At 58.6% G+C, this 25,474-nt stretch carries 19 protein-coding genes; 12 read left to right on the forward strand and 7 right to left on the reverse strand.

Annotated elements, in window-relative coordinates; genetic code table 11:
• Positions 1-2 precede the first annotated feature (2 nt).
• The 6 genes from PGR6_RS06515 to PGR6_RS06540 form a co-directional block, all read right to left on the reverse strand.
• Positions 3-1,193, reverse strand: coding sequence for an S-type pyocin domain-containing protein (locus PGR6_RS06515; RefSeq protein WP_064616448.1), 1,191 nt, complete (start codon positions 1,191-1,193; stop codon positions 3-5).
• Between the two features lie 189 nt (positions 1,194-1,382).
• A complete protein-coding gene (locus PGR6_RS06520) occupies positions 1,383-2,096 on the reverse strand; it encodes an HNH endonuclease (RefSeq protein WP_064621205.1) in 714 nt (237 codons plus the stop codon).
• Positions 2,097-2,214: 118 nt separating this feature from the next.
• Complete coding sequence (locus PGR6_RS29105) at positions 2,215-2,748, reverse strand: BRO-N domain-containing protein (RefSeq protein WP_082920829.1); 534 nt, start codon at positions 2,746-2,748, stop codon at positions 2,215-2,217.
• A 389-nt stretch (positions 2,749-3,137) separates the two neighbouring features.
• On the reverse strand, positions 3,138-4,388 hold the full coding sequence (locus PGR6_RS06530) for a ribonucleotide-diphosphate reductase subunit beta (protein WP_007934889.1): 1,251 nt from the start codon (positions 4,386-4,388) through the stop codon (positions 3,138-3,140).
• A 655-nt stretch (positions 4,389-5,043) separates the two neighbouring features.
• A complete protein-coding gene (locus PGR6_RS06535) occupies positions 5,044-5,316 on the reverse strand; it encodes a hypothetical protein (RefSeq protein WP_064616452.1) in 273 nt (90 codons plus the stop codon).
• A gap of 184 nt (positions 5,317-5,500) precedes the next feature.
• The gene (locus PGR6_RS06540) at positions 5,501-5,764 is read right to left on the reverse strand and encodes a DUF2790 domain-containing protein (protein ID WP_018926398.1); all 264 of its coding nucleotides are present in this window, start codon (positions 5,762-5,764) and stop codon (positions 5,501-5,503) included.
• A gap of 405 nt (positions 5,765-6,169) precedes the next feature.
• Between PGR6_RS06540 and acs the strand changes: the two genes are divergently transcribed.
• From acs to PGR6_RS06575, 7 genes are all read left to right on the forward strand, one after another.
• Positions 6,170-8,125, forward strand: coding sequence for an acetate--CoA ligase (gene acs / locus PGR6_RS06545; RefSeq protein ID WP_018926397.1), 1,956 nt, complete (start codon positions 6,170-6,172; stop codon positions 8,123-8,125).
• 552 nt (positions 8,126-8,677) lie between these two features.
• Positions 8,678-9,451: an ABC transporter substrate-binding protein gene (locus tag PGR6_RS06550; RefSeq protein ID WP_018926396.1), complete on the forward strand. Its 774-nt coding sequence runs from the start codon at positions 8,678-8,680 to the stop codon at positions 9,449-9,451.
• A gap of 90 nt (positions 9,452-9,541) precedes the next feature.
• Positions 9,542-10,231 (forward strand): ABC transporter permease, encoded by a 690-nt coding sequence (locus PGR6_RS06555; protein ID WP_007934894.1) that lies wholly within the window; start codon positions 9,542-9,544, stop codon positions 10,229-10,231.
• On the forward strand, positions 10,228-10,926 hold the full coding sequence (locus PGR6_RS06560) for an ABC transporter permease (protein WP_018926395.1): 699 nt from the start codon (positions 10,228-10,230) through the stop codon (positions 10,924-10,926). Before PGR6_RS06555 ends, PGR6_RS06560 begins: the two co-directional genes overlap by 4 nt.
• Position 10,927: 1 nt before the next feature.
• A complete protein-coding gene (locus PGR6_RS06565; protein ID WP_018926394.1) occupies positions 10,928-12,040 on the forward strand; it encodes a succinylglutamate desuccinylase/aspartoacylase family protein in 1,113 nt (370 codons plus the stop codon).
• Between the two features lie 27 nt (positions 12,041-12,067).
• On the forward strand, positions 12,068-12,832 hold the full coding sequence (locus PGR6_RS06570) for an ABC transporter ATP-binding protein (protein ID WP_007971015.1): 765 nt from the start codon (positions 12,068-12,070) through the stop codon (positions 12,830-12,832).
• A gap of 112 nt (positions 12,833-12,944) precedes the next feature.
• Positions 12,945-13,925: a GlxA family transcriptional regulator gene (locus PGR6_RS06575; protein ID WP_007934898.1), complete on the forward strand. Its 981-nt coding sequence runs from the start codon at positions 12,945-12,947 to the stop codon at positions 13,923-13,925.
• A 31-nt stretch (positions 13,926-13,956) separates the two neighbouring features.
• Here PGR6_RS06575 and PGR6_RS06580 read toward each other — a convergent pair whose 3' ends face one another.
• Complete coding sequence (locus PGR6_RS06580) at positions 13,957-18,813, reverse strand: dermonecrotic toxin domain-containing protein (protein ID WP_064616454.1); 4,857 nt, start codon at positions 18,811-18,813, stop codon at positions 13,957-13,959.
• 286 nt (positions 18,814-19,099) lie between these two features.
• On the opposite strand from PGR6_RS06580, the gene PGR6_RS06585 reads away from it, so the two are divergent.
• The 5 genes from PGR6_RS06585 (at position 19,100) to astB (ending at position 25,441) form a co-directional block, all read left to right on the forward strand.
• Positions 19,100-20,320 (forward strand): aspartate aminotransferase family protein, encoded by a 1,221-nt coding sequence (locus PGR6_RS06585; protein ID WP_064616456.1) that lies wholly within the window; start codon positions 19,100-19,102, stop codon positions 20,318-20,320.
• A gap of 132 nt (positions 20,321-20,452) precedes the next feature.
• Positions 20,453-21,472, forward strand: a complete 1,020-nt coding sequence (gene aruF, locus PGR6_RS06590; RefSeq protein WP_007934901.1) for an arginine/ornithine succinyltransferase subunit alpha — start codon at positions 20,453-20,455, stop codon at positions 21,470-21,472.
• Positions 21,473-21,551: 79 nt separating this feature from the next.
• On the forward strand, positions 21,552-22,577 hold the full coding sequence (gene astA, locus PGR6_RS06595; protein WP_018926391.1) for an arginine N-succinyltransferase: 1,026 nt from the start codon (positions 21,552-21,554) through the stop codon (positions 22,575-22,577).
• A complete protein-coding gene (astD, locus tag PGR6_RS06600) occupies positions 22,574-24,043 on the forward strand; it encodes a succinylglutamate-semialdehyde dehydrogenase (RefSeq protein WP_167331184.1) in 1,470 nt (489 codons plus the stop codon). The genes astA and astD overlap by 4 nt, the downstream gene beginning before the upstream one ends.
• A gap of 51 nt (positions 24,044-24,094) precedes the next feature.
• Complete coding sequence (gene astB, locus PGR6_RS06605) at positions 24,095-25,441, forward strand: N-succinylarginine dihydrolase (RefSeq protein WP_064616458.1); 1,347 nt, start codon at positions 24,095-24,097, stop codon at positions 25,439-25,441.
• The last annotated feature ends 33 nt before the right edge of the window (positions 25,442-25,474 follow it).

Here is a 25,474-nt window from a genome sequence, read left to right on the forward strand (position 1 = left end):
CCTTAGTTTCTTGAGGTTTTTCTGCCTGGTTTCGCAGGTTTTGTTTGTTCGCCTGTGATGTGGTTGAATTCGCCTAAATGGACTCCGAGTTTGTCGTATTTTTCCACAGCATTACTTTTGTAGTCCCATTCATAAATTCGCCCCTTACGGTCAACCCAACGAGCGCGTTTCCTTCCTCCCCCTTGAACAGATGACTTCGACTTTACTCGGGTTGTATCTGGAAATGCGGGAAGCGTTTTCGGGTGGTCATAATACGAATGATCACCGGTTTGACTGAGAACAATGTAAACCGGCCTAATCCCTGAATCAGCCGGAAACACGAGGATGAAATCCTTGTATTCCGGCGGATAAACCGGGTTCACGATGATGCTATCAGCCGCTTTCGTTGGCGGGTAAACCCAGATATGCGGCGCTTGCGGGGCAGCCTCCAGCGCCGGAATGCCCAGGATGTCGGAACCATCCACGGCCGGTGTCCAGATCAGTTCAATGCCGTCACCCAGGTCAGCCACCTGCTGGGTGCCACGCAATGTGAACTGCACAACATCAACCATTTCCCAATCGCGATTTTTGCCGGTGTAGAAACCATATCCCTTGAGGCTGCCGTCAGTCTGTTGCTCGACCTGCAGGCGAACGCGGGTACGGGCCTGTTTGAGCGCACGGAGTTGGTCGTCGGTGTAAAGCGAGCTGTCGCCCAGACTCGATGGTATGACCAGCGCAACAAGGCCAACCAGCGTTGCTGTTACGGCGCTCGCTGTGGCCACGGGAGCAGCAGCGAATGCCGACCCGACCAAGGCGAGAGAGCCCAGACCGACGGGGATCGCTGCGCCACTGATCTTCTTCAGTGGCATAGCGCCTGACTCATCCGCTTCGCGAGCACCCAGCAGAATCAGGTCGCCGTAGTCTTTCAGGCTATCGGTCGGCACCATCCCTGAGGGATTCGAGTAGTCGATGATGGCGTCCGGCAGCTTGCAGGACTTGGCGAAGACACATCCTGCTTGAGTGAGCCTCTGCTTTTCCGCTATGACCTGACGGCTGTGTTCGAAGGCGTCTTGCCTGGCCAGCATGGCCTCGTAAGCTTTTTGTCTGGCGTCACGCTCGGCCAATTCGGTGGCCGTCATGTAGCGGTGGGTGACGTGATGCCCATCACCGGAGGGTGGATTCTTAATCCGCGGAATGTCCTTATTGCCAGCCACTGATCATCCTTTCGTTCATCCATCGGCAGCCCCGGAAAAGGGGCTGCGCGACATTAACGAACGTGGCTAATCGTGGCTGTAGGACGAGTCCTGGATGACTCTAGGTGTTTTCTTTTTTCAGGACGGCAGCGCAATCCTTACGACTCGCCGCCTTAGTGAACATGCGCCGATGAAGTTTTCCAGGCCCAATCACTCAAACTTCAACCGCTTCACCTTCTGAAACAGTGAAGCTGTGAACTCATCCCGGTCGCTCGAATGGTGACAACGTCGATGACAGTTCGGGCACAGAGCCACAGCATTGCTAGGACGATCCGATCCAAACTGCGCCAAATGCTTAACGTGATGAACCTCAAGAAACGGCCTGCCGTCCTTTTCAAACGGAGCCGGTTTTCCGCAACCCTCGCAGATACCCTTGGCCTCTTTCCGCACCCAGGCTCTAACCTCAGGATCGCGTACAAAAGAGTTGCCCGAGCTCGGCACTTGTTGTGGTTTCAAAATCCCCTTCGGCTCGCCTTTGAACGGTTGCTTCTCAAGTTTGGCAGCACGTTGTTCTAGCGTTGCTTCATCGGCGGTCGGGGCAAAGTCTTCTGGCGTTACAGTATTCGGCGCGTTCAACGCTTCACGAATGCTATGCGCAACATTCGCGCCGACATTCTTGGCAGGTTTGTATCCCTCAATGCGATCTCGCCCGAGTTCGACCAACACGGTAGAGATGTTCTGCATCCGAAATTCAACCGAACCTTTGGTGCGGCCCGCTAAGGCTCCTTCGCGCAGGACGCGATTCTCATGAGCCTTATTGACCTTCTGACCGCTTTGCTCGCGTGACAACATGCTGAGATAGGCATCGACCGCAGCCTGAATCTCCTCGTCACTCCAATCGCTGTTGCTCTTTCCAGTGTCCATACAATCGCCGAGGGTTGAAACCCTCGGACGATACTGAGTGGCCATTACACCTGTCTACGAAAATTCCTACAGAAAAGACCGACGCATCGCTCAAGCGATCCTACAAATACACGTCGCTCTAACCCACCGAATGCTTCGAAGACTGAAACACCTCCGCAACCTTCCGCCACCAAGGCCTAACCACTGTAACGCGCCGCTGCGATTGATCGCTCAACAGGTACGGCATGTCCCGAAGCCGAATCCAACTTTCATTCTGCCAATGAAGCAAACTCAACGACATCTCCGGCCAATCTAAGACACTCAACATCGGACGATCCGAATTTTCCGAGGGGGTTGCATCGCGTAAGGCTGGCACCACCTGATGGGTCAACCATTCTCGCAGCAACCGATTCCCTGGAACGTAGTGATACACCAACAGCGCATACACGCCAGACTCGCTGAGCATCAACTGTTTTTCTGGTTGCCGGAAATACTCAATCCACAAAACGCGACGCTGATCATTATCCAGTTTGTTGACCATACGATTACTCAGATGGACACCCATCAAACGGCCAACATCGCGGGCGCAGAACCATGGTTGATTTTCAAGAAGAAGGGCATGGAGGTGAAGGTTGTGGCGGGTGAAGATCGTCGGCCTAAAGGGATCACGCATGACCGATCGGTGTGGAGTTTCTGCAGGCATATCCATTACCTCTACGTATGAGTGGAAGAGGGCCGGAACCCGACGTAGAGGATCTAAGAAATCCCAACAGGCTGTTTCTCCCACTCACAGGATTACGCGTATATCGCTGATATCAGCGCGCGTACTGTGGAAAGGAAGTTAGCTTCTACGTTGGGCGTTTCTTAGGCACCTGCTATAGAGCTTAGAGATGCTCTGAAACGACATCAATGCGGACGGTGCTGGAATTGTTGTAGGAGTTTTAGTAGTGAAGGTCGAATTAGTGAGAATTCTCTTACCCAATAAAAAGGCCCCGATCAGATCGGGGCCTCTTGCAATTCGATTTTTCGATTTACATCGTCAAATCACGGCAAGCTCGGAAATCAATCCCAGCTCAAAGCACCGCCAGTCTGATACTCAATAACCCGCGTCTCAAAGAAATTCTTCTCTTTCTTCAAGTCCATAATCTCGCTCATCCAAGGGAACGGGTTAGTCGTCCCTGGGTACTCTTCCTTCAAACCAATCTGCGACAGGCGACGGTTAGCGATGAACTTCAGGTAGTCCTCCATCATCGCCGCATTCATGCCCAATACCCCACGAGGCATGGTATCCCGCGCGTATTCAATCTCTAGCTGAGTCCCCTGCAGAATCATCTGCGAGGCTTCTTCCTTCATCTCAGCATCCCACAAGTGCGGGTTTTCGATTTTGATCTGGTTGATCACGTCGATGCCGAAGTTCAGGTGCATGGATTCGTCGCGCAGGATGTATTGGAACTGCTCGGCGACGCCGGTCATTTTGTTGCGGCGGCCCATGGAGAGGATTTGGGTGAAGCCGCAGTAGAAGAAGATGCCTTCCAGAACGCAGTAGTAGGCGATCAGGTTGCGCAGCAGCTCTTTGTCGGTTTCGACGGTGCCGGTTTCGAACTTCGGATCGGAGATCGAACGGGTGTATTTCAGGCCCCAGGTGGCTTTTTTCGCGACCGATGGGATCTCGTGGTACATGTTGAAGATCTCGCCTTCATCCATGGCCAACGATTCGATGCAGTACTGGTAGGCGTGGGTGTGGATCGCCTCTTCGAAGGCCTGGCGCAGGATGTACTGGCGGCATTCCGGGTTGGTGATCAGGCGGTACACGGCCAGGACCAGGTTGTTGGCAACCAGGGAGTCGGCGGTGGAGAAGAAGCCGAGGTTGCGCATCACGATGCGGCGCTCGTCGTCGGTCAGGCCTTCCGGGTTTTTCCAGAGGGCGATGTCGGCGGTCATGTTGACTTCTTGCGGCATCCAGTGGTTTGCGCAGCCGTCCAGGTACTTCTGCCATGCCCAGTCGTATTTGAATGGCACGAGCTGGTTGAGGTCGGCGCGGCAGTTGATCATGCGCTTTTCGTCGACAGCTACACGGGCAGAGGCGCCTTCCAGTTCGGCGAGGCCTTCGGCGACGTCGAGGGAATCCAGGGCAGCCTTGGCGCGGGCGATCGCGGCGGAGTCCGTCGCGGTCACGGCGCGGGCCTCTTGAGCGGCGGCACCACCGGCGCTGTCGAGGCGGTCCATGTTGGCTTCAGAAGCGTGGCCGGCATTGGCGCCTTTTACAGCGACTTCGCCGTCATCTTCTTTGTCGAATTCGTCCCAGCTCAGCATGACGTGTCGTCTCCTGCGTGAGGGCCAGTTGCCCGTGTGAAAACTGATAGGTTGGTTTTTCACACGGCCGGTTCTGGCCGCGTTGGATCTAAAGGAAATCGTTTGTTGCAGCAGTACAACGCAGGCAATAAACAGAATTTTGTACGGGTATTCCGAAGCCGCTGATGGGCGCAGAGAACGTGAACCGCTCTGCGTGGGCTTCAGACTGGCTTTTCACCCCTGTAAGGGAATATTGCAGGCCCGTTTAAGTCCGCATTATAAGGAAATTTTCGGCCCCGTGGTGCGGCGAAATGGCACCTGGAGGGCTCGGCGAGGGGCGTTTTCAGGTTGGAGCGAGGGTTTACAGGGCTTTGGCGGAGGAAGTTTTTTTTTCGCCTGTTTCGGCTGGTTTTTGACGGTGAGGCCGGGGTGTTCGCACCGTTACGGGCAGCTGTTATGGCGCAAGCCAGATGGGACGGGGCTTACAGAGCAATAGACGGGGTTTTGTGGACGAGATTGTGTGCAATTCTGAGCTGCAAAGGGGCTTGAAAAGCGTTGCTCAAAAAACAACCAAAAAACCCTGTTTTTCACTACATGTTGTGGTTTTGGTCGATTTTCAACCACTCCAGACACAACTAAGCCCGACCGAAGTCGGGCTGTGATGTCGCGCCCGGTTTCAGCTGAAACGAGCGGCACCCACGCGGTCAGTACCATCAGCGGCAACTTTGGCTGCACCGATGTGATCAGCGCCATCGGCGGCGACTTTGGCAGCACCCGTACGATCAAAACCGTCAGCCGCGAAAGAGGCGGAACCGGTGTGGTCGTATCCGTCAGAAGCGACAGCCGCGTCGTTGAAAGCAGCCGAGCCAGTGCGGTCGTAGCCATCGGCGGCGAAGGTGTTGGCGGCCAGGACGGAAAGGGTCAGGGCGAGGATCAGTTTGGTTTTCATGGTAGTGGCTCCAGGTTCATTGGCGTTGTGTGCCTTGGTGTGGAATTCATACTACGCCAGATAATTTGATTGAAAAGTGCAAATAAATGCTTAAAACAATCGTATTTATCGATGCGAGGCTCGGCGCTTCATCTGGTCTCTAAAAAAGGATGGGTCGAGCCTCGGGAGATAAAAGTGGGGCGGATCAGCCGTTGGAGCAGCCGTTACCCATGACGCTGTAGCGCAGAATGTGTCGCTGGCCTTTGGAGTCGTCGTAGACCATTTTGGCCGGGACTACTTCGCACACATTCGGGATTTCGCTCATCGAGACAACTTTGGCGATGTCCAGATGGGTGGAGTAGGTGTATTCCTCGACGACGGGTTGTTGTTTTGCGGCATCAGTCGGAGCCTCGTCTGCCATGGCGGTTGCGCACAGACTGCTGAGGGCCAGAACCAATAAAGCTTTCATTTAAAAGTTACCTTTCTGAGGTCGAATGGGGTCACGCAATCTTTTTAGGATTGCGTGTGGAGCTTTAGTAAAGAGTCTTGGATTAACTGCCTTCGTGGGGGCTGCAACTGGGTTAATCACTTTGCCGTGTTGGCGAGGCTGATTTTAGGCTTGGGGATGGCGGGCATATAGCTGTGCTTTTGATAAACACTTTTGGCAGATTTGGTAACAATCTCCGCGAAGATCAAAAGATCGCAGGCTTCGCCAGCTCCTGCGAGGCCCCGCAATAGCCGGGTTTGAGCGCTTCGTCGCGGTATAGCCACATTTTGTAGGGGCTTGTTACTACCATCGTCGAATGGTTCTATAGGCCCGCCCCGGCTACAACTGGGGCCATACAAAAACAACTATTCCACCGAGGTAAGAAAGATGAGTGCGGCTTCTTTGTATCCCGTTCGTCCCGAGGTAGCAGCCAATACGCTGACTGACGAGGCCACTTACAAGGCCATGTACCAGCAATCGGTCGTCAACCCGGACGGCTTCTGGCGCGAACAAGCCAAGCGCCTTGACTGGATCAAGCCTTTCACCACGGTGAAGCAGACGTCCTTCGACGATCACCATGTCGATATCAAATGGTTCGCTGACGGCACGCTGAACGTTTCCTACAACTGCCTCGACCGTCATCTGGCCGAGCGTGGCGATCAAGTCGCGATTATTTGGGAAGGGGATGACCCTGCCGAAAGCCGCAACATCACCTACCGCGAGCTGCACGAAGAAGTCTGCAAGTTCGCCAACGCCTTGCGCGGCCAGGATGTGCACCGTGGCGATGTGGTGACCATCTATATGCCGATGATCCCCGAAGCCGTGGTCGCCATGCTGGCCTGCACCCGGATCGGCGCGATTCACTCGGTGGTGTTCGGTGGTTTCTCGCCGGAAGCCCTGGCCGGTCGCATCATCGACTGCCGCTCGAAAGTGGTGATCACTGCAGACGAAGGCGTTCGTGCCGGCAAGAAGATCCCGCTCAAGGCTAACGTCGACGACGCGCTGACCAACCCGGAAACCAGCAGCATCCAGAAAGTCATTGTGTGCAAGCGCACCGGTGGCAACATCAAGTGGAACCAGCATCGCGACATCTGGTACGAAGACCTGATGAAAGTGGCGGGCAGTGTCTGCGCGCCGAAAGAGATGGGCGCCGAAGAGGCGCTGTTCATCCTTTATACCTCTGGCTCCACCGGCAAGCCGAAGGGCGTGCAGCACACCACCGGCGGTTACCTGCTGTATGCGGCGATGACCCACGAGCGCGTGTTCGACTACCGCCCGGGCGAAATTTACTGGTGCACCGCCGACGTTGGTTGGGTCACCGGCCACACTTATATCGTCTACGGCCCGCTGGCCAATGGCGCGACCACGGTGCTGTTCGAAGGCGTGCCGAACTATCCGGATATCACTCGGGTGGCGAAGGTTGTCGACAAGCACAAGGTCAACATCCTCTACACCGCACCGACCGCGATCCGCGCGATGATGGCGTCGGGCACTGCCGCTGTTGAAGGCGCCGATGGCAGCAGCCTGCGTCTGTTGGGTTCGGTCGGTGAGCCGATTAACCCGGAAGCGTGGGATTGGTACTACAAGAATGTCGGCCAGTCCCGTTGCCCGATCGTGGATACCTGGTGGCAGACCGAAACAGGCGGCAACATGATGAGCCCGCTGCCGGGCGCTCACGCGCTGAAACCTGGCTCGGCAGCACGGCCGTTCTTCGGCGTGGTGCCGGCGTTGGTGGACAACCTGGGCAACATCATCGAAGGCGTTGCCGAGGGCAACCTGGTGATCCTCGACTCGTGGCCAGGCCAGGCGCGTACGCTGTATGGCGACCATGACCGTTTCGTCGACACCTACTTCAAGACTTTCCGTGGCATGTACTTCACCGGTGACGGTGCGCGTCGTGACGCAGACGGTTACTACTGGATCACTGGTCGCGTGGATGACGTGCTCAACGTTTCCGGCCACCGCATGGGCACCGCCGAGATCGAAAGTGCGATGGTCGCTCACCCGAAAGTCGCCGAAGCGGCGGTGGTGGGTGTACCGCACGACATCAAGGGGCAGGGCATTTATGTCTACGTCACGTTGAATGCGGGCGAAGAGCCGAGCGAGCAACTGCGCCTGGAGCTGAAGAACTGGGTGCGTAAAGAGATTGGCCCGATTGCCTCGCCGGATGTCATTCAATGGGCGCCGGGTCTGCCGAAAACCCGTTCGGGCAAGATCATGCGCCGGATTCTGCGCAAGATCGCCACGGCGGAATACGACGGGTTGGGCGATATCTCCACTCTGGCCGATCCGGGTGTGGTGCAGCATTTGATTGATACGCACAAGACGATGAATGTTGCGTAAGTAGCATTCGGAGTCATTGAAGCCCTGCCAGGTGTTGAGCCTGGTGGGGCTTTTTCGTACTGATCTTCAACCAATAATTATCGGCTTCCCCCGTAGGCCATTTCCCATTGTTACCCATCACCTTTCAAGTAACTGAATGTGTAACCGCCCGCCCGATAACGAGGCATTGGGAAACGCAAAGCCCCGTTTCAGGGCTTCTCAATCGTCATGAAAAATAAGACACAACGCTACGCTTGCCGGATTAGAAGGGTTTGCCAATAATAGGCCCGCAATTTGCAACATAGATCGGTTCACTGTCTTTTGCTCTTGCATGAAATTGTAGAGCTGTCAACGTGCCCAAGCGGCATTCTCGGTGCTTCTGTAATTTGTTGTCGCATTGAAGAAATATCGGCTTCTGGCCTGTCGTTAGAATGCCAATCACTCGCTCGTCGTTGCCTGCGTTGAAATCAGCGCACGGTTCCTAGGACGCAGCACCGCTTTTTGGTTTAACCATTCGCATATTGGGCTGTCGCTCACTCTGCCGTTTTTGCCCTTTACCGATGGAGTCCCAAGATGAAGAAACTCGTGCTGCTTGGCGCCCTGGCACTGTCCGTGCTGTCCCTGCCGACATTCGCCGATGAAAAACCTCTGAAAATCGGTATCGAAGCGGCTTACCCTCCGTTCGCCTCCAAAGCACCGGACGGCAGCATCGTGGGTTTCGACTACGACATCGGCAACGCCCTGTGCGAAGAGATGAAGGTCAAGTGCCAGTGGGTCGAGCAAGAGTTCGACGGCCTGATCCCGGCACTCAAAGTGCGCAAGATCGACGCGATCCTGTCGTCCATGTCGATCACTGAAGACCGCAAGAAGTCCGTGGACTTCACCAACAAGTACTACAACACCCCGGCTCGCCTGGTCATGAAGGCCGGCACTCAAGTCAGCGAAAACCTGACTGAGCTGAAGGGCAAGAACATCGGCGTGCAACGTGGTTCGATCCACGAGCGTTTCGCCCGCGAAGTCCTGGCCCCGCTGGGTGCCGAGATCAAACCTTACGGTTCGCAGAACGAAATCTACCTCGACGTGGCCGCTGGCCGCCTCGACGGCACCGTGGCAGACGCTACCCTGCTGGATGACGGCTTCCTGAAAACCGACGCCGGCAAGGGCTTCGCCTTCGTTGGCCCTGCCTTCACCGACGTCAAATACTTCGGCGACGGCGTAGGGATCGCGGTTCGCAAGGGCGACGCGCTGAAAGACAAGATCAACACCGCGATCGCGGCCATTCGCGCGAACGGCAAGTACAAGCAAATCCAGGACAAATACTTCGCCTTCGATATCTACGGCAAGTAATCGTCCCCGCAACAAGTCCGAAATGGCGCAAGCAACAGGATCTCTGAGGTTTGCGCCATTTTTTCATCCCAACTTTCGAGGACCTGAATCATGTTGAAAGGCTACGGGGCTGTCATCCTCGATGGCGCATGGCTGACGCTTCAGCTCGCCTTGTCGTCCATGGCCCTGGCCATCGTCCTGGGGCTGATCGGCGTTGCGCTGCGTCTGTCGCCGGTGCGCTGGCTGGCCTGGCTGGGCGATCTGTATTCCACGGTGATCCGCGGTATTCCCGATCTGGTGCTGATCCTGCTGATTTTCTACGGCGGCCAGGACCTGCTCAACCGCGTTGCGCCGATGCTCGGCTATGACGACTACATCGACCTGAACCCGTTGGCCGCCGGTATCGGCACCCTGGGCTTCATCTTCGGTGCGTACCTGTCGGAAACCTTCCGTGGTGCGTTCATGGCGATCCCCAAAGGTCAGGCAGAAGCCGGCATGGCGTACGGCATGAGCAGTTTTCAGGTGTTCTTCCGGGTGTTGGTGCCGCAGATGATTCGCCTGGCGATTCCGGGCTTCACCAACAACTGGCTGGTACTGACCAAGGCCACCGCGCTGATTTCGGTGGTGGGTCTGCAAGACATGATGTTCAAGGCCAAGCAGGCGGCAGACGCTACCCGCGAGCCTTTCACCTTCTTCCTCGCAGTGGCGGCGATGTACCTGGTGATCACCAGCGTCTCGTTGCTGGCATTGCGTCATCTTGAGAAGCGCTACTCGGTAGGCGTAAGGGCGGCTGAGCTATGATCTTCGACTACAACGTCATTTGGGATGCCTTGCCGCTGTACTTCGGCGGGCTGGTGACCACCCTCAAACTGCTCGCGCTGTCGCTGTTCTTCGGTTTGCTGGCGGCACTGCCGCTGGGGCTGATGCGCGTCTCCAAGCAGCCGCTGGTCAACATGAGTGCCTGGCTGTTCACCTACGTGATCCGCGGCACGCCGATGCTGGTGCAGCTGTTCTTGATCTACTACGGTCTGGCGCAATTCGAAACCGTGCGTGAAAGCTTCCTCTGGCCATGGCTGTCCAGTGCCTCGTTCTGTGCGTGCCTGGCCTTCGCGATCAACACCAGCGCCTACACCGCCGAAATCATCGCCGGCAGCCTGCGCGCCACGCCGAACGGCGAGATCGAAGCGGCCAAGGCCATGGGCATGTCACGCATCAAGATGTACAAGCGGATCCTGCTGCCATCGGCCCTGCGCCGGGCCCTGCCGCAGTACAGCAACGAAGTGATCATGATGCTGCAGACCACCAGTCTGGCGTCGATCGTGACCCTGATCGACATCACCGGTGCCGCGCGCACGGTCAACGCTCAGTTCTACTTGCCGTTCGAAGCCTACATCACCGCCGGCGCGTTCTACCTGTGCCTGACGTTCATTCTGGTGCGCCTGTTCAAAATGGCCGAACACCGCTGGCTGGGCTATCTGGCCCCGCGGAAGCATTGATATGGAACGTATCGATCATGCTTTGCCGTGGAGCCACCTGGGCAGTGAACGCCGGATCTCGGTGTTCCGCTTCGGCGCTGGCGAGCGCAAGGCCTATATCCAGGCCAGCCTGCACGCCGATGAACTGCCGGGGATGCGCACGGCCTGGGAGCTGAAAAAACGCCTGACCGAACTTGAAGCTCAAGGCTTGCTCAACGGTGTGATCGAACTGGTGCCGGTGGCCAATCCATTGGGCCTGGGGCAATTGCTGCAAGGCAATCATCAGGGGCGTTTCGAAGCGGGCAGTGGCAAGAACTTTAACCGGGATTTCGTCGAACTCAGCGCGCCGGTGGCCGCCGAACTCGATGGGCATCTGGGTGATGATCCGCATGCCAATATTCGACTCATCCGTCAGGCCATGAGCGATCACCTGGCAGCTTTGCCAGAGGCGAGCAGCCAGTTGCAAGGCATGCAGCGCATCTTGCTCAGCCATGCCTGCACCGCTGATGTGGTGCTGGATCTGCATTGCGATTGCGAAGCGGCGCTGCACATGTACGCCTTGCCGCAACACTGGTCGCACTGGCGTTCACTGGCTGCGCACTTGAACGTCAAGGTCGGTCTGCTGGCGGAAGATTCCGGCGGCAGTTCCTTTGACGAAGCGTGCTCGCTGCCGTGGCTGCGTTTGTCGCGTCTGTTCCCGGATGCGCAGATTCCACTGGCCTGCCTGGCGACGACCATCGAACTGGGTGGTCAGGCCGATACCGGTCGCGCTGAGGCAGAAGCTCACGCCGAAGGCATTCTGGCGTTCCTCGCCGAGCAAGGCTTGATCGGCGGTGAATGGCCCAAGCCTGCGCAAGACGCGTGCGAAGGCATGCCGTTCGAAGGCACCGAATTGCTGTTCGCGCCGCATCCTGGCGTGCTGAGTTTTCTGCGTAAACCCGGTGAATGGGTTGAAGCAGGCGACGAGATTTTTGAAGTGATCGATCCGCTGGCGGATCGGGTCAGCACGGTGTGTGCTGGTACGTCCGGGGTGCTGTTTGCCATTGAGCGGCTGCGTTACGCCCAACCCGGTTTCTGGCTGGCCAAGGTGGCGGGGCGCGAAGCGCTGCGTCACGGGCGCTTGCTCAACGACTGACTGACTGTTTTTGTGAGAACCGACCGCATGTACAAACTTGAAGTCCAAGACCTGCATAAACGCTACGGCAGTCACGAAGTGCTCAAGGGCGTGTCCCTGAAAGCGGCGGCTGGCGATGTGATCAGCATCATCGGCTCCAGTGGCTCCGGCAAAAGTACTTTCCTGCGTTGCATCAACCTGCTCGAGCAGCCGCACGCGGGCAAGATCCTGCTCAACAACGAAGAGCTGAAACTGGTTGCCAACAAGGACGGCGCGCTGAAAGCCGCCGACCCGAAACAGCTGCAACGCATGCGTTCGCGCCTGTCGATGGTGTTCCAGCATTTCAATCTGTGGTCGCACATGACCGCGCTGGAAAACATCATGGAAGCGCCGGTGCATGTGCTCGGTGTGTCCAAGGCCGAAGCCCGCGAGAAAGCCGAGCACTACCTGAACAAGGTCGGTGTGGCCCATCGCAAGGACGCCTACCCAGGGCACATGTCCGGTGGCGAGCAGCAACGTGTGGCGATTGCCCGTGCGCTGGCGATGGAACCCGAAGTGATGCTGTTCGACGAACCGACCTCGGCCCTCGATCCGGAGTTGGTGGGTGACGTGCTGAAAGTCATGCAGGCCCTGGCACAGGAAGGCCGGACCATGGTGGTGGTGACGCACGAAATGGGCTTTGCCCGTGAAGTGTCGAACCAGCTGGTTTTCCTGCACAAAGGCGTCGTCGAAGAAAGCGGCAACCCGCGCGAAGTGCTGGTCAATCCGCAGTCGGAACGCTTGCAACAATTCCTCTCGGGCAGCCTCAAGTAATCGCTCCCGTTACGCACCAAATTAGGTCATGCTGCGCACCGCGCGCCAGATGGTCTAATTTGGTTGCAGCCGCCTTCGGCTTTAACACTGTCTTCGTTTCGGATTGCCCGCCATGACTGCCCATCGAATTGGTTTCCTGATTTGGCCCAGCACTAAAGCTCTGACGCTTGCGCTGGCTGAGGAGGCCTTGCGTGTTGCCCAGCGTGTGCACCCGGACGTTGTTTACGAATTGTCTTTTTTGCAGGCCGAACCGCCGACCGACGGCGCCTGGCAACTGCCCGGTGAGCCGTGGGCCGGCAAGCTCGAAAACTTTCAGAAGCTGTTCCTGCTCGCCGACGAACCACCGACTTCTCTCGCGCCGCCGCTCAGCAGTGCATTGAAACAGCTGGTGCGCGCCGGTTGTGTGATCGGTGGTTTGTCCGCCGGTGTTTACCCATTGGCGCAATTGGGTTTGCTCGACGGTTATCGCGCTGCCGTGCATTGGCGCTGGCAGGACGATTTCGCTGAGCGTTTCCCGAAGGTGATTGCCACCAGTCACCTGTTCGACTGGGATCGTGACCGCTTGACCGCGTGCGGCGGCATGTCGGTGCTCGACCTGTTGCTGGCGGTGCTGGCCCGTGATCACGGCGCCGAACTGGCCGGTGCGGTGTCGGAAGAACTGGTGGTCGAACGCATTCGCGAGGGCGGCGAGCGCCAGCGTATTCCTTTGCAGAACCGCTTGGGTTCCAGTCATCCGAAGCTCACCCAGGCGGTGTTGCTGATGGAAGCCAACATCGAAGAGCCGCTGACCACCGACGAAATCGCCCAGCATGTGTGCGTATCGCGTCGGCAGCTGGAGCGGATCTTCAAGCAGTACCTCAACCGTGTGCCGAGCCAGTACTACCTGGAACTGCGCCTGAACAAGGCCCGGCAGATGTTGATGCAAACCAGCAAGTCGATCATCCAGATCGGCCTGTCGTGTGGCTTCTCTTCAGGGCCGCATTTCTCCAGTGCCTATCGCAACTTCTTCGGTGCTACGCCGCGGGAGGATCGCAACCAGCGGCGCAGCAGCAGCCCGTTCGAGTTGTCGTCGGTGCCGTCGGAGCGCGGTTGATCGATCAACCGCGTCATGATCGAGCGCTGTACTACTCGTCGATCTCGGAACCTTCAGAGTCGGAGATTTCTATTTCACCCCGATTGATCACGGCTTCCACCCCAAAATCCGCGCCCGTGCGCTCGAAGTAAGCGATCAGCCGTAACAGGCTTTCCTCGGAAAATGGATTGCCCCTCAACGAAATATTATCTGCGACGTCCACCGGCAGTTCCGACAAGTCACTGGGCACCTCGGTGATGGCGTTGCCGCTCAAGTCTGCCCAGTCCAGCTCGGCCAGCTGTAACAGTCCATCCGGTATCCGGTTGATGCCGGTGTCGTTCAGCAGCACGGTCGCCAGTGCCGGCATCTGACTCACATCAGGCGTCTGTCCTAGCGGGTTCGAGCCCAGGTCGAGATAGTCGAGCTGTTCCATCCCCGCCAGGGCGGCGACCGATTCTGATGACAGACTGACGCGACACTCGGGGAGTGACATAGCCCTGAGTTGACCCATTTTGAACACCGCCTCCGGTATGTCGCCAAGGTCACAGCTGCGCAGCCTGAGGCTTTTCAGGTTGGGAAAGGACTCCAGGAAACGTCCGATGCGCGTCACCCCCTCCGCACTGCGAAACTCCAGTGACGACACATGGCTGAAATCAGCGCTCAGGGCAGGCAGTTCTCCATTGATGACCGTGGAAAGTGTCAGATCGTAGGTGGGTTCAAGCGTATCGCTGAAGTTATCCAGCTCCGCATCCCGTTGCCAGCAGTTCTCAAGGGCTTGCTTGAATTCGTCGCGGTTGGCGTGCTCGATAAGCAGTTGAGCTGCGCTGAAGGGTTCGTCTGTCAGTGGATGCAGGTCCGGAAGAGCGGCGGTCCAGGCAGACAGATCGTTCCTCAATTGGCTCAGCTCTTCTTCCAGGCGCGTCAACGCGCCCCGACCTTCCTCCAGCGTGCCGGGCAATTCGTAGACGAACTCGCTGGCTTGCTCGACTTCCATGCCAGGGTAGAGCGCCCTGACACGATCAATGTCTGCCTCGGGTGCGAAAACGCCCATGTCGAAAGCGCTGTCGACGTGATGGTTTTTGATGAGTTGTCGCGAGCTGTCGGAAACCGGATTGTGCGTGAGGTGTATGCCACGCTTTTCATACAGCGGACTGTCGAACAAGGCTGCCGGCAGTTCGCTGATTCCATTGTTCATCAGCAGAAGGGTGTCCAGGCGCGGGTGTTGCAGAGTGCCGGGCGGGATTTCGGTCAGGTTGGTGCTGCTCAGGTCCAGATGGGTCAGTTCAGTCATCGAGTCGATGCGGGGCACCGTTTCAAACGGGTTGCGGTAAAGATCCAGCATGGTCAGTTTGTTTAATAACGTCAGCTTCAACCAGGTGGGGGCGTCTACCCTGATGCCGCAATCGCTTAACACCAGCGCTTCAAGCTGCGGCATCCGGGTGATGGCATCGGGGAGGGTGGTCAGGGAGAAACGGCGCAGTTCCAGTCGGCGAAGTCCGCTGAAGCCCTGTAGAAAACCAGCAACACCTTGCGCTGCGTGGCTGCCTTCCAGGGACAGCAGCGACACATGACTGAAATCTGCGGTCAACGATGGCAGATCACCCAGCATCGGTTCGTCGAACTTGAGTACGTACCGTTCCATGTCGTCCGCGGTGTCAAAATCCCGATCGGTTTGGCGCCGCCAGGCGCGCTGGATTTCCTGCGCCAGCAACCTGCGAATCTGTTGTTCGGCCTGGCGCTCCAGGGCGCTCAACGCAACCCCGGTGTCGGGGTGCGCCGTCGGGGCTTCGCTGATCCATCGACCCAGATCCAGATGCAATCGGTTCAGCTCGCGGTGTACGCGTGAGAGTGCTACCCGAGCGCCATCAGGGTGGCTTTGCAACGCCTGGACCACGGATTGCAATTGATCCTGGGACAGATCGGGATAAACCTCCCGGACCCTGTCGTTGAGGGTGGGTGTCATGCGATTGCCGCGGTCATAGCCCTCCGCACCACCGGGAAGGCGCATGGTGGCCGGGTCGTAGTAGGGTTTTCGATGGGGATGCCTGGCAAACAGAGTGCGTAGCGTCGGCTGGTCCAGCGCGTTTTCGGCAATGCGCTGTCTGAGGGCCTGGGCGTCAGCGATGGCAGGGCTGAACGCATTGCGATGGGCCTGGGGCAACGTTTGAAAGAGTGCCTGGTAGAAATCACCGGGTGTCTCCTGATCAACGTGATAGGAGCCATCCTCGTTGGCCACCAGTGTTTTCACGATGGCTGCATCGGTCGGGCCCATGCTGTCGCGCACGGTGCCCTCGCTGGAGTAATCCCGCACTTCGATGCGTAGTCCGTCCGGCCAGCCGGGCAGTGCGTTCAGGCTGTGCAGGGCCACTCTGTGGGTGTCGACGTTTTCCAGCGCGTCGGCATAAAGGCCTTCATAGGCGCGGGTTGCGCGGACTGCCTCCATGGCTTTGTTCGCCGCGTCCTTGAGCCGCTGAGGCACGCGCCCACCGTGCAGCTGGCGTAACTCGGTGCCGGTGGCATTGCTCACCAGCTCTTGCGCCACATCGGTCGGCAGGCCCTGCACATCGGCGAGCAGTTGCTGAACCTGCACATCATCGGTGTGTTCCTGAGTGCTGTAGAGCCGCTCGAACAACGACTTGCGATATTGGCGGGCCAGTGTTGCCGTTTGCTGTCTGAAGGCTGGCGTTTGAGTTGCCGGTGTCGGCAGTGGCGTATCGACCGGCCATGAGTCATGGCGTGTCAGCAGTGCATGCTGCAGGGCGGTATCGGCTTTTTGATAGTGCCCGGGTTGATCGCTGCCGATCTGTTCGATAAACGTTTCGATGTCACGGTTGATCCGCCAGCGCTTGATCGTGTCAGTCAGCAGCGACGGCGGGCGATAGTTTTCGACATGCGCCTGGCGCAATACGTTGTCGTGGTAGCCGCTGATCCGCAGGATCTGTTCGCGCTCGGCACTGGTGAACGACTCGACACTATGGCCAAGGCGACGCATGACCTTTTCCCGCTCCCAGTACAACGGTTGCTCCAGTTCGGTTTGCCAGGCGCCGTGGTGGTTATGCCGCAGCGACGGCTGATAAGCATTGTTGCGGCGCGGATGCTCAATCTGGAACCTGTCCGACATGGGGTCGGGTTTCACTGAATACAGTTTTCCCTCAAGGCGCAGCATCGTTTTGCCCGCGTGTTGGTACAAGCCCAGATGATTGGGCTTTACCCCTTCGGGCAAACTGAGTGTTTGTTCGTAAGGTGTGAGATCCGGCATCCAGTAGCGGGTTTTGCCTCCGGCTGCGGCGACAGGTTTGAGTGGGTCGATGAGCGCGACGGCTTCACGGGGCAGAAGCCGGCTGAAGGCGCCGGCGGCGATTGCACCGCCCACCGCGAATGTCCCGACTTGAACGACGGTTTCGACGAACGTCATCAGGTGTCCGAAGGCCTCTGTTTTCAGCCCTTCAGCCATGTCCACGATGCCTTCGAAGCTCTCGTCCAGTAACTGGTAGGCCATGTATCCCAGCATCAATTCACCAAGCAACGGCACCAAGGGCGCCGCCACGAACGACGCAGCTTCAAGGATCCTGGAGGCCACTTTGCTGAAGGCATCCCACAATGCCCAGCGGGCGTCTCGGTCGGCGCTGGCGGTGGAGACGGCGACAGTGCTGGCGTCGTTGAGGATTTTGTTCAACTGCCGCTGATAGCCATGGTTCCACAGGTCCGCTTTGATCGGGAGCACGGAGAAACGCAGATTGGGACGCTCGACCGGCGTTTCGCGCCAGCTCGGCAATGGATCGCCGGGCTGGTGCTGATGCCAGGTCACGGTCTGGAGGCGGCTGTTGAGATCGGCGAAAAAGTGTCCGCGTTCCTTGTGCTCGACGAACCGGCTGAAGAACGTTTGATAAGCGGCTGTCCGCAGCTTGCGGGTCAGATCGGTCATGAACGCCAGCGTGTCGGGATATTGCTTGAGCGGATGTTCTGGGTCATCGGGAATATAGGCAATGAGCCGCGTACTCTTGCGTGCCCGCTCAAGGCTCGGCGCGAAAATGACAATGCCGGTCAGCGAGGATGACATCAGGGTCAGGTCGTGGCCATAGAGCGGCTGGCCATTGAGTCGCGCCCTCGAACCTCCTTCAACCATGCGCAGGAGCGCGAGGTGCGCATCATCTGGAATATCCTTGCGGATGTGTGCCATCTGCAGCGCCGACCTGAGTGCGGCCTTGTTCAGGCTGATCGTGCTGGATTTCAACGCGGCACCGGCCACCGGGTTGGTCAGCCCCACAAATTCCTTGAGATACGCGGTGTACTGGCCACCGATATCGAGTTCGCGGCATAGCCGGGCGAAGGCCTGAACCGTGATTTTATGCTTGATCGCCGGCAACGTTTCGAACTGACCTGTGGACGACGGCTCGGTAATGAAGGTCGAAGCGGATTCGAAGGCATCTGCGGCTGTTTCCGATTCCTGGAAGTTATGCAGCGCGGCATCGAGCAGCGATACCGTCCAGGTGCGGGCGGCCCCGGTGTTGATTTTGAACAGGGTCACGGTTTGTGGGATGTACAGGCGCAGGAAGGTAGTTTTGACGTCCAGTTCCAGACCAAACCGGGTTTTCAGGGCCGCGATGAGAAGGGGTTCGGCAAATGCCCGTGGGTTTTTCAGCGTGGACAGCTTTGAATCCAGACGATTTCGATGGTGCCAGTGTTCCTGGCTGAGCTTTTTCAGCGAGGCATGCTGTGAAGGTGTCGCGGTGCTATGCCATTGGGGAGTCGCAAGCGTGGTGTTCTTGAGAGCGCTGCGGGTTTCAAGCGATGCCTCTAATGCCCAGGCGGGCAGATTGTTGAACAGGTGATGGTAATGATCATCCGGCTGCGTGACGAAGTGATCGTCGTCAGCGGCCCTAGGGTGATCGTTTTCGAGTTGGCTCATGCGCTATTCCCTTAGCGTTTGGATGAGTCGCCAGCAAAACAGACGATGAAGCACTGCGTGCGGTACATATTTACCGCATCGGTCGACAAGCCTGCCTATAACCTGTGCCGGCGGTTTAAACTGCGCCTTTGCGACCCTATATGTCGCATTGCCGTAAACCCGGGCAAAACCGGTGTTTGCGCTATAAGAAGTTGTCGCTTGGCGGCAAGGCCGGGCTGAAAACTGTCCTTACAATCCCCTCATCGCTCGCCAGTTTCAGGCGAGTGTTCCTCATCAGGAGACTCCGATGTCCGTTGAGCACGCTGCGGTAGAACGCGCCGATTTTGACCAGGTAATGGTTCCCAACTATGCGCCTGCCGCTTTCATTCCTGTGCGTGGCGCCGGTTCCCGTGTCTGGGACCAGACTGGCCGCGAGCTGATCGACTTCGCCGGCGGGATTGCCGTTAACGTACTGGGCCATGCGCACCCGGCGCTGGTCGCTGCCTTGACCGAACAGGCGAACAAGCTGTGGCACGTGTCCAACGTGTTCACCAATGAGCCGGCCTTGCGCCTGGCCCATAAGCTGGTCGACGCCACGTTTGCCGATCGTGTGTTCTTCTGCAACTCCGGCGCCGAAGCCAACGAGGCCGCTTTCAAGCTGGCCCGTCGCGTGGCCCATGACCGTTTCGGTACCGAGAAGTACGAAATCGTTGCCGCGCTCAACAGCTTCCACGGCCGTACCCTGTTCACCGTGAACGTTGGTGGCCAGTCGAAGTATTCCGACGGCTTCGGTCCGAAGATCACCGGCATCACCCACGTGCCTTACAACGATCTGGCCGCGCTGAAAGCCGCTGTTTCCGACAAGACCTGCGCGGTGGTGCTGGAGCCGATCCAGGGCGAAGGCGGCGTACTGCCGGCCGAGCTGTCTTACCTGCAAGGCGCCCGTGAACTGTGCGATGCGCACAACGCGCTGCTGGTTTTCGACGAAGTCCAGACCGGCATGGGCCGCAGCGGTGAGCTGTTCGCCTACATGCATTACGGCGTGACCCCGGACATCCTGACCAGCGCCAAGAGCCTGGGCGGCGGTTTCCCGATCGCAGCGATGCTGACCACCGAAGACCTGGCCAAACACCTGGTCGTCGGCACCCATGGCACCACCTACGGCGGTAACCCGCTGGCATGCGCGGTCGCTGAAGCAGTGATCGACGTGATCAACACGCCCGAAGTGCTGAACGGTGTCAAAACCAAGCACGACAAGTTCAAGACCCGTCTTGAGCAGATCGGCGAGAAATACGGCCTCTTCACTCAGGTCCGTGGCCTGGGCCTGCTGCTCGGTTGCGTGCTGGCCGATGCCTGGAAAGGCAAGGCCAAGGACATCTTCAACGCCGCCGAGCGTGAAGGCTTGATGATTCTGCAAGCCGGCCCGGACGTGATTCGTTTCGCGCCAAGCCTGGTGGTTGAAGACGCCGATATCGATGCCGGTCTGGACCGCTTCGAACGCGCCGTGGCCAAGCTGACGCAAGCCTGATTCATACAGTGCTCCTCAGCGCCTATCGTAATAGATAGGCGTTGAGATAATTTCCTGTGCCGGGCCTGCCCGGCATTTTTTTCCCTGAGTTGGCGCAATTCGCCAACCTGATGTTAAGAAAGGAGTGACACCATGCTGGTGATGCGCCCCGCGCAAATGGCTGATCTGGGCGAGGTACAGCGTCTGGCTGCGGACAGCCCGATTGGTGTCACTTCCTTGCCGGATGACGTTGAACGCCTGAGCGACAAGATCGCCGCAAGCGAAGCTTCGTTCGCCGCCGAAGTGAGCTTCAACGGTGAAGAGAGCTATTTCTTCGTGCTCGAAGACACCGCCACTGGCAAGTTGGTCGGTTGTTCGGCCATCGTTGCCTCGGCCGGTTATTCCGAGCCGTTCTACAGCTTTCGAAACGAAACGTTCGTGCACGCCTCCCGCGAGCTGAAGATTCACAACAAGATCCACGTGCTCTCCCAGTGCCACGACCTGACCGGCAACAGCTTGCTGACCAGTTTCTACGTGCAGAGGGAGTTGGTGGGCACGCCTTGGGCGGAGCTCAACTCCCGTGGCCGTCTGTTGTTCGTGGCCAGCCATCCGGAGCGCTTTGCCGATTCCGTGGTGACCGAGATCGTCGGTTACAGCGACGAAAATGGCGACTCGCCGTTCTGGGATGCCATCGGTCGCAACTTCTTCGACCTCAACTACGCCGAAGCCGAGCGTCTGTGTGGTTTGAAGAGCCGCACGTTCCTCGCCGAGCTGATGCCGCATTACCCGATCTACGTGCCGTTGCTGCCGGACTCCGCTCAAGAGGCGATGGGCCAGGTGCACCCGCGGGCGCAAATCACCTTCGACATCCTGATGCGCGAAGGCTTCGAGACCGATCACTACATCGATATTTTCGATGGTGGCCCGACTCTGCATGCCCGCGTCTCGGGGATCCGTTCGATCGCCCAGAGCCGTGTGGTCCCGGTGAAAATCGGTGAGCCGGTCAAAGGCGCCGGTCGTCAGTATCTGGTGGCCAATGCCCAGTTGCAGGATTACCGCGCCGTGTTGCTCGAGCTCGATTACGCGCCGGGCAAACCGGTGACCCTGGATCTTGAAGCGGCCGAAGCCTTGGGCGTCGGTGAAGGTGCCAGCGTGCGCCTGGTGGCGGTTTGACGCCTGCTTCCTGGAGAGAAATGTCTGGAAAGCAGCGAAATTTCGCGGGTGGCGCAAGCGGCCCGTTTGAGGAGATAGCATGATCGTTCGTCCCGTACGCAGCAGCGATTTACCCGCTCTGATCGACCTGGCCCGCAGCACCGGCACCGGCCTGACCACTTTGCCGGCCAACGAAGAGCGTCTGGCCCATCGGGTTGGCTGGGCCGAGAAAACCTTCCGCGGCGAAGCCGGGCGGGGCGATGCGGACTACCTGTTCGTACTCGAAGACGACAATGGCCGCGTGGTGGGTATTTCCGCGATTGCCGGCGCCGTCGGCCTGCGTGAGCCTTGGTACAACTTCCGGGTGGGCCTGACGGTCAGTGCCTCGCAAGAGCTGAATATCTACCGCGAAATTCCGACGCTGTTCCTGGCCAACGACCTGACCGGCAACTCTGAACTGTGCTCGCTGTTCCTGCACGCCGATTACCGCAGTGGCCTCAACGGCCGCATGCTGGCCAAGGCGCGGCTGCTGTTCATCGCCGAGTTCCCGCAACTGTTCGGCAACAAGATCATCGCCGAGATGCGCGGCATGTCCGACGAAGCCGGGCGTTCACCGTTCTGGGAAAGCCTGGGCCGGCATTTCTTCAAGATGGAATTCAGCCAGGCCGACTACCTCACTGGCGTGGGCAACAAGGCGTTCATCGCCGAACTGATGCCGAAATTCCCGCTGTACACCTGCTTCCTGTCGCCAGACGCGCGCAACGTGATTGGCCAGGTTCACCCGGACACCGAGCCGGCCCTGGCGATGCTCAAGAGTGAAGGTTTCAGTTACCAAGGCTACGTCGACATTTTCGACGCAGGCCCTGCGGTGGAGTGCGAAACCGCCAAGATCCGCGCAGTGCGCGACAGCCAGGCGCTGGTGCTGGCCATCGGCACCCCGGGTGATGACGCCACGCCGTTCCTGATCCATAACCGCAAGCGCGAAGACTGCCGGATCACTGCCGCGCCAGCACGCTTCGCCGCTGGCACGTTGGTGGTTGATCCGCTGACCGCCAAACGTCTTCAACTCAACGCTGGCGATCAAGTACGCGCCGTTCCGTTGTCTGCAGCTCGGGAGTCGAAATAATGAATTCGCTATACATCGCTGGTGAATGGCTGGCCGGCCAGGGTGAAAGCTTTCAATCGGTCAACCCGGTGACCCAGCAAGTGTTGTGGGCCGGCGAAGGCGCCACTGCCGCCCAGGTCGAGTCGGCCGTGCAAGCCGCGCGTCAGGCATTCCCGGGCTGGGCCCGTCGTACCCTGGAAGAGCGCATCAGTGTGCTGGAAGCCTTTGCCGCCGCGCTGAAGAATCACGCCGACGAACTGGCTCGCACCATCGGTGAAGAAACCGGCAAACCCTTGTGGGAAGCGGCGACTGAAGTCACCAGCATGGTCAACAAGATTGCCATCTCGGTACAGAGCTACCGCGAACGCACCGGCGAGAAGAGCAGCCCGTTGGGCGACGCCACCGCTGTATTGCGTCACAAGCCGCACGGCGTAGTGGCGGTGTTCGGTCCTTACAACTTCCCTGGTCACTTGCCGAACGGTCACATCGTGCCGGCGCTGCTGGCCGGTAACAGTGTGCTGTTCAAGCCCAGCGAACTGACACCGAAAGTCGCCGAACTGACGGTCAAGTGCTGGATCGAAGCCGGTCTGCCGGCCGGCGTGCTGAACCTGCTGCAAGGTGCTCGCGAAACCGGTATCGCCCTGGCGGCGAACCCGGGCATCGACGGTCTGTTCTTCACCGGTTCCAGCCGTACCGGCAATCATCTGCACAAGCAGTTTTCCGGTCGTCCAGACAAAATTCTCGCGCTGGAAATGGGCGGTAATAACCCGCTGGTGGTGGATCAGGTCGCTGATCTCGATGCGGCCGTTTACACCATCATTCAGTCGGCGTTCATTTCTGCCGGTCAACGCTGCACGTGCGCCCGTCGTTTGCTGGTGCCGCAAGGCGCCTGGGGCGATACGCTGCTGGCGCGTCTGGTGGCGGTCAGCTCGACCCTTTCAGTCGGCGCGTTCGATCAGCAACCAGCACCGTTCATGGGCTCGGTGATTTCCCTCGGTGCTGCGAAAGCCCTGATGGAAGCGCAAGAGCATCTGCTGGCCAACGGCGCCGTGGCGCTGCTGGAAATGACTCAGCCCCAGGCTCAGGCTGCGTTGCTGACCCCGGGCATTCTGGACGTGACAGCGGTTGCCGATCGCCCAGACGAAGAGCTGTTCGGCCCGCTGCTGCAAGTGATCCGCTACGCTGATTTTGAAGCGGCGATCGCTGAAGCCAACGACACCGCTTATGGCCTGGCGGCTGGTTTGCTGTCGGATTCCGAAGCGCGTTATCAGCAGTTCTGGCTGGAAAGCCGCGCAGGTATCGTCAACTGGAACAAGCAGCTGACCGGTGCGGCGAGCAGCGCGCCATTCGGCGGCGTCGGCGCCTCGGGCAACCATCGCGCCAGCGCCTACTACGCGGCGGATTACTGCGCGTACCCGGTGGCCTCGCTGGAAACCCCGAGCCTGACCTTGCCAGCGGCCCTTACGCCCGGCGTACGCATGTCGTAAGACAGACCCTTGTAGCAGCCTATAACAACAGATTCTTGTGGAGCCTCGCTGATGAAATCCTTTGAAGTCAATTTTGACGGTCTAGTGGGGCCGACCCATAACTACGGTGGCCTGTCCTACGGCAACGTCGCCTCCCAGAGCAACAGCCAGCAATCCTCGAACCCGAAGGAAGCGGCGCTGCAAGGTCTGGCGAAAATGAAAGCGCTGATGGATATGGGCTTTCAGCAAGGCGTGCTCGCACCACAGGAACGCCCTGACGTAGCCGCCCTGCGTCGCTTGGGTTTCAGTGGCACCGACGCGCAAGTGATCGAGCAAGCCGCCAAAGACGCGATGCCGCTGCTGGTTGCCAGTTGCTCGGCGTCGAGCATGTGGGTGGCCAACGCCGCCACGGTCAGCCCGAGTGCCGACACCGCCGACGGTCGTGTGCATTTCACCGCCGCTAACCTGAACTGCAAATACCACCGCAGCATCGAGCACCCGACTACCAGTCGCGTGCTGGGCGCGATGTTCGCTGACCAGAAACACTTTGCCCACCACGCCGCGTTGCCGGCCGTGGCGCAGTTCGGTGACGAAGGCGCGGCCAACCACACCCGTTTCTGCCGTGACTACGGCGAAGCCGGCGTCGAGTTTTTCGTGTTCGGTCGTAGCGCGTTCGACACCCGTTATCCGTCCCCGCAGAAGTACCCGGCGCGCCAGACCCTCGAAGCCTCCCAGGCCGTCGCTCGCCTGCATGGCTTGAGCGATGACGGCGTGGTCTACGCCCAGCAGAACCCTTCGGTGATCGATCAGGGCGTGTTCCATAACGACGTGATCGCCGTGGGCAACGGCGAGGTGCTGTTCTATCACGAGGACGCCTTCCTCGACACCGACCAGATGCTCGCTGAGCTGCAAGGTAAACTGGCAAAAGTCGGTGGGAAATTTCAGTCGATCTGCGTACCGCGTTCCGCGGTCACCGTGGAAGACGCCGTTCGTTCTTATCTGTTCAATAGCCAACTGCTGTCGCGTCCTGACGGCTCCATGTTGTTGATCGTGCCGGAAGAATGCCATGGCAACGAACGCGTCTGGCAGTACCTACAAGGCCTGACCAGCTCTGGCGGCCTGATCCGCGAAGTGAAAGTCTTCGATCTCAAGCAGAGCATGCAGAACGGCGGTGGCCCGGCTTGCCTGCGGTTGCGCGTCGCCCTCAACGAAACCGAACTGGCGGCCGTCAACCAAGGGGTTATCATGACGGCTCCGTTGTACGGCACATTGACCGAGTGGGTCGAAAAGCACTACCGCGACCGCATGACCGAAAACGATCTGGCGGACCCGCAATTGTTGCTTGAGTGCCGGACGGCACTGGATGAACTGACGCAAATCCTTAAACTGGGCGCGGTTTATCCATTCCAGATCAATTGATAGTCGGCGCGCTTTGGCTTTTTATATGAATGG

It is taken from the genome of Pseudomonas sp. GR 6-02, from assembly GCF_001655615.1.
Lineage (GTDB): Bacteria > Pseudomonadota > Gammaproteobacteria > Pseudomonadales > Pseudomonadaceae > Aquipseudomonas.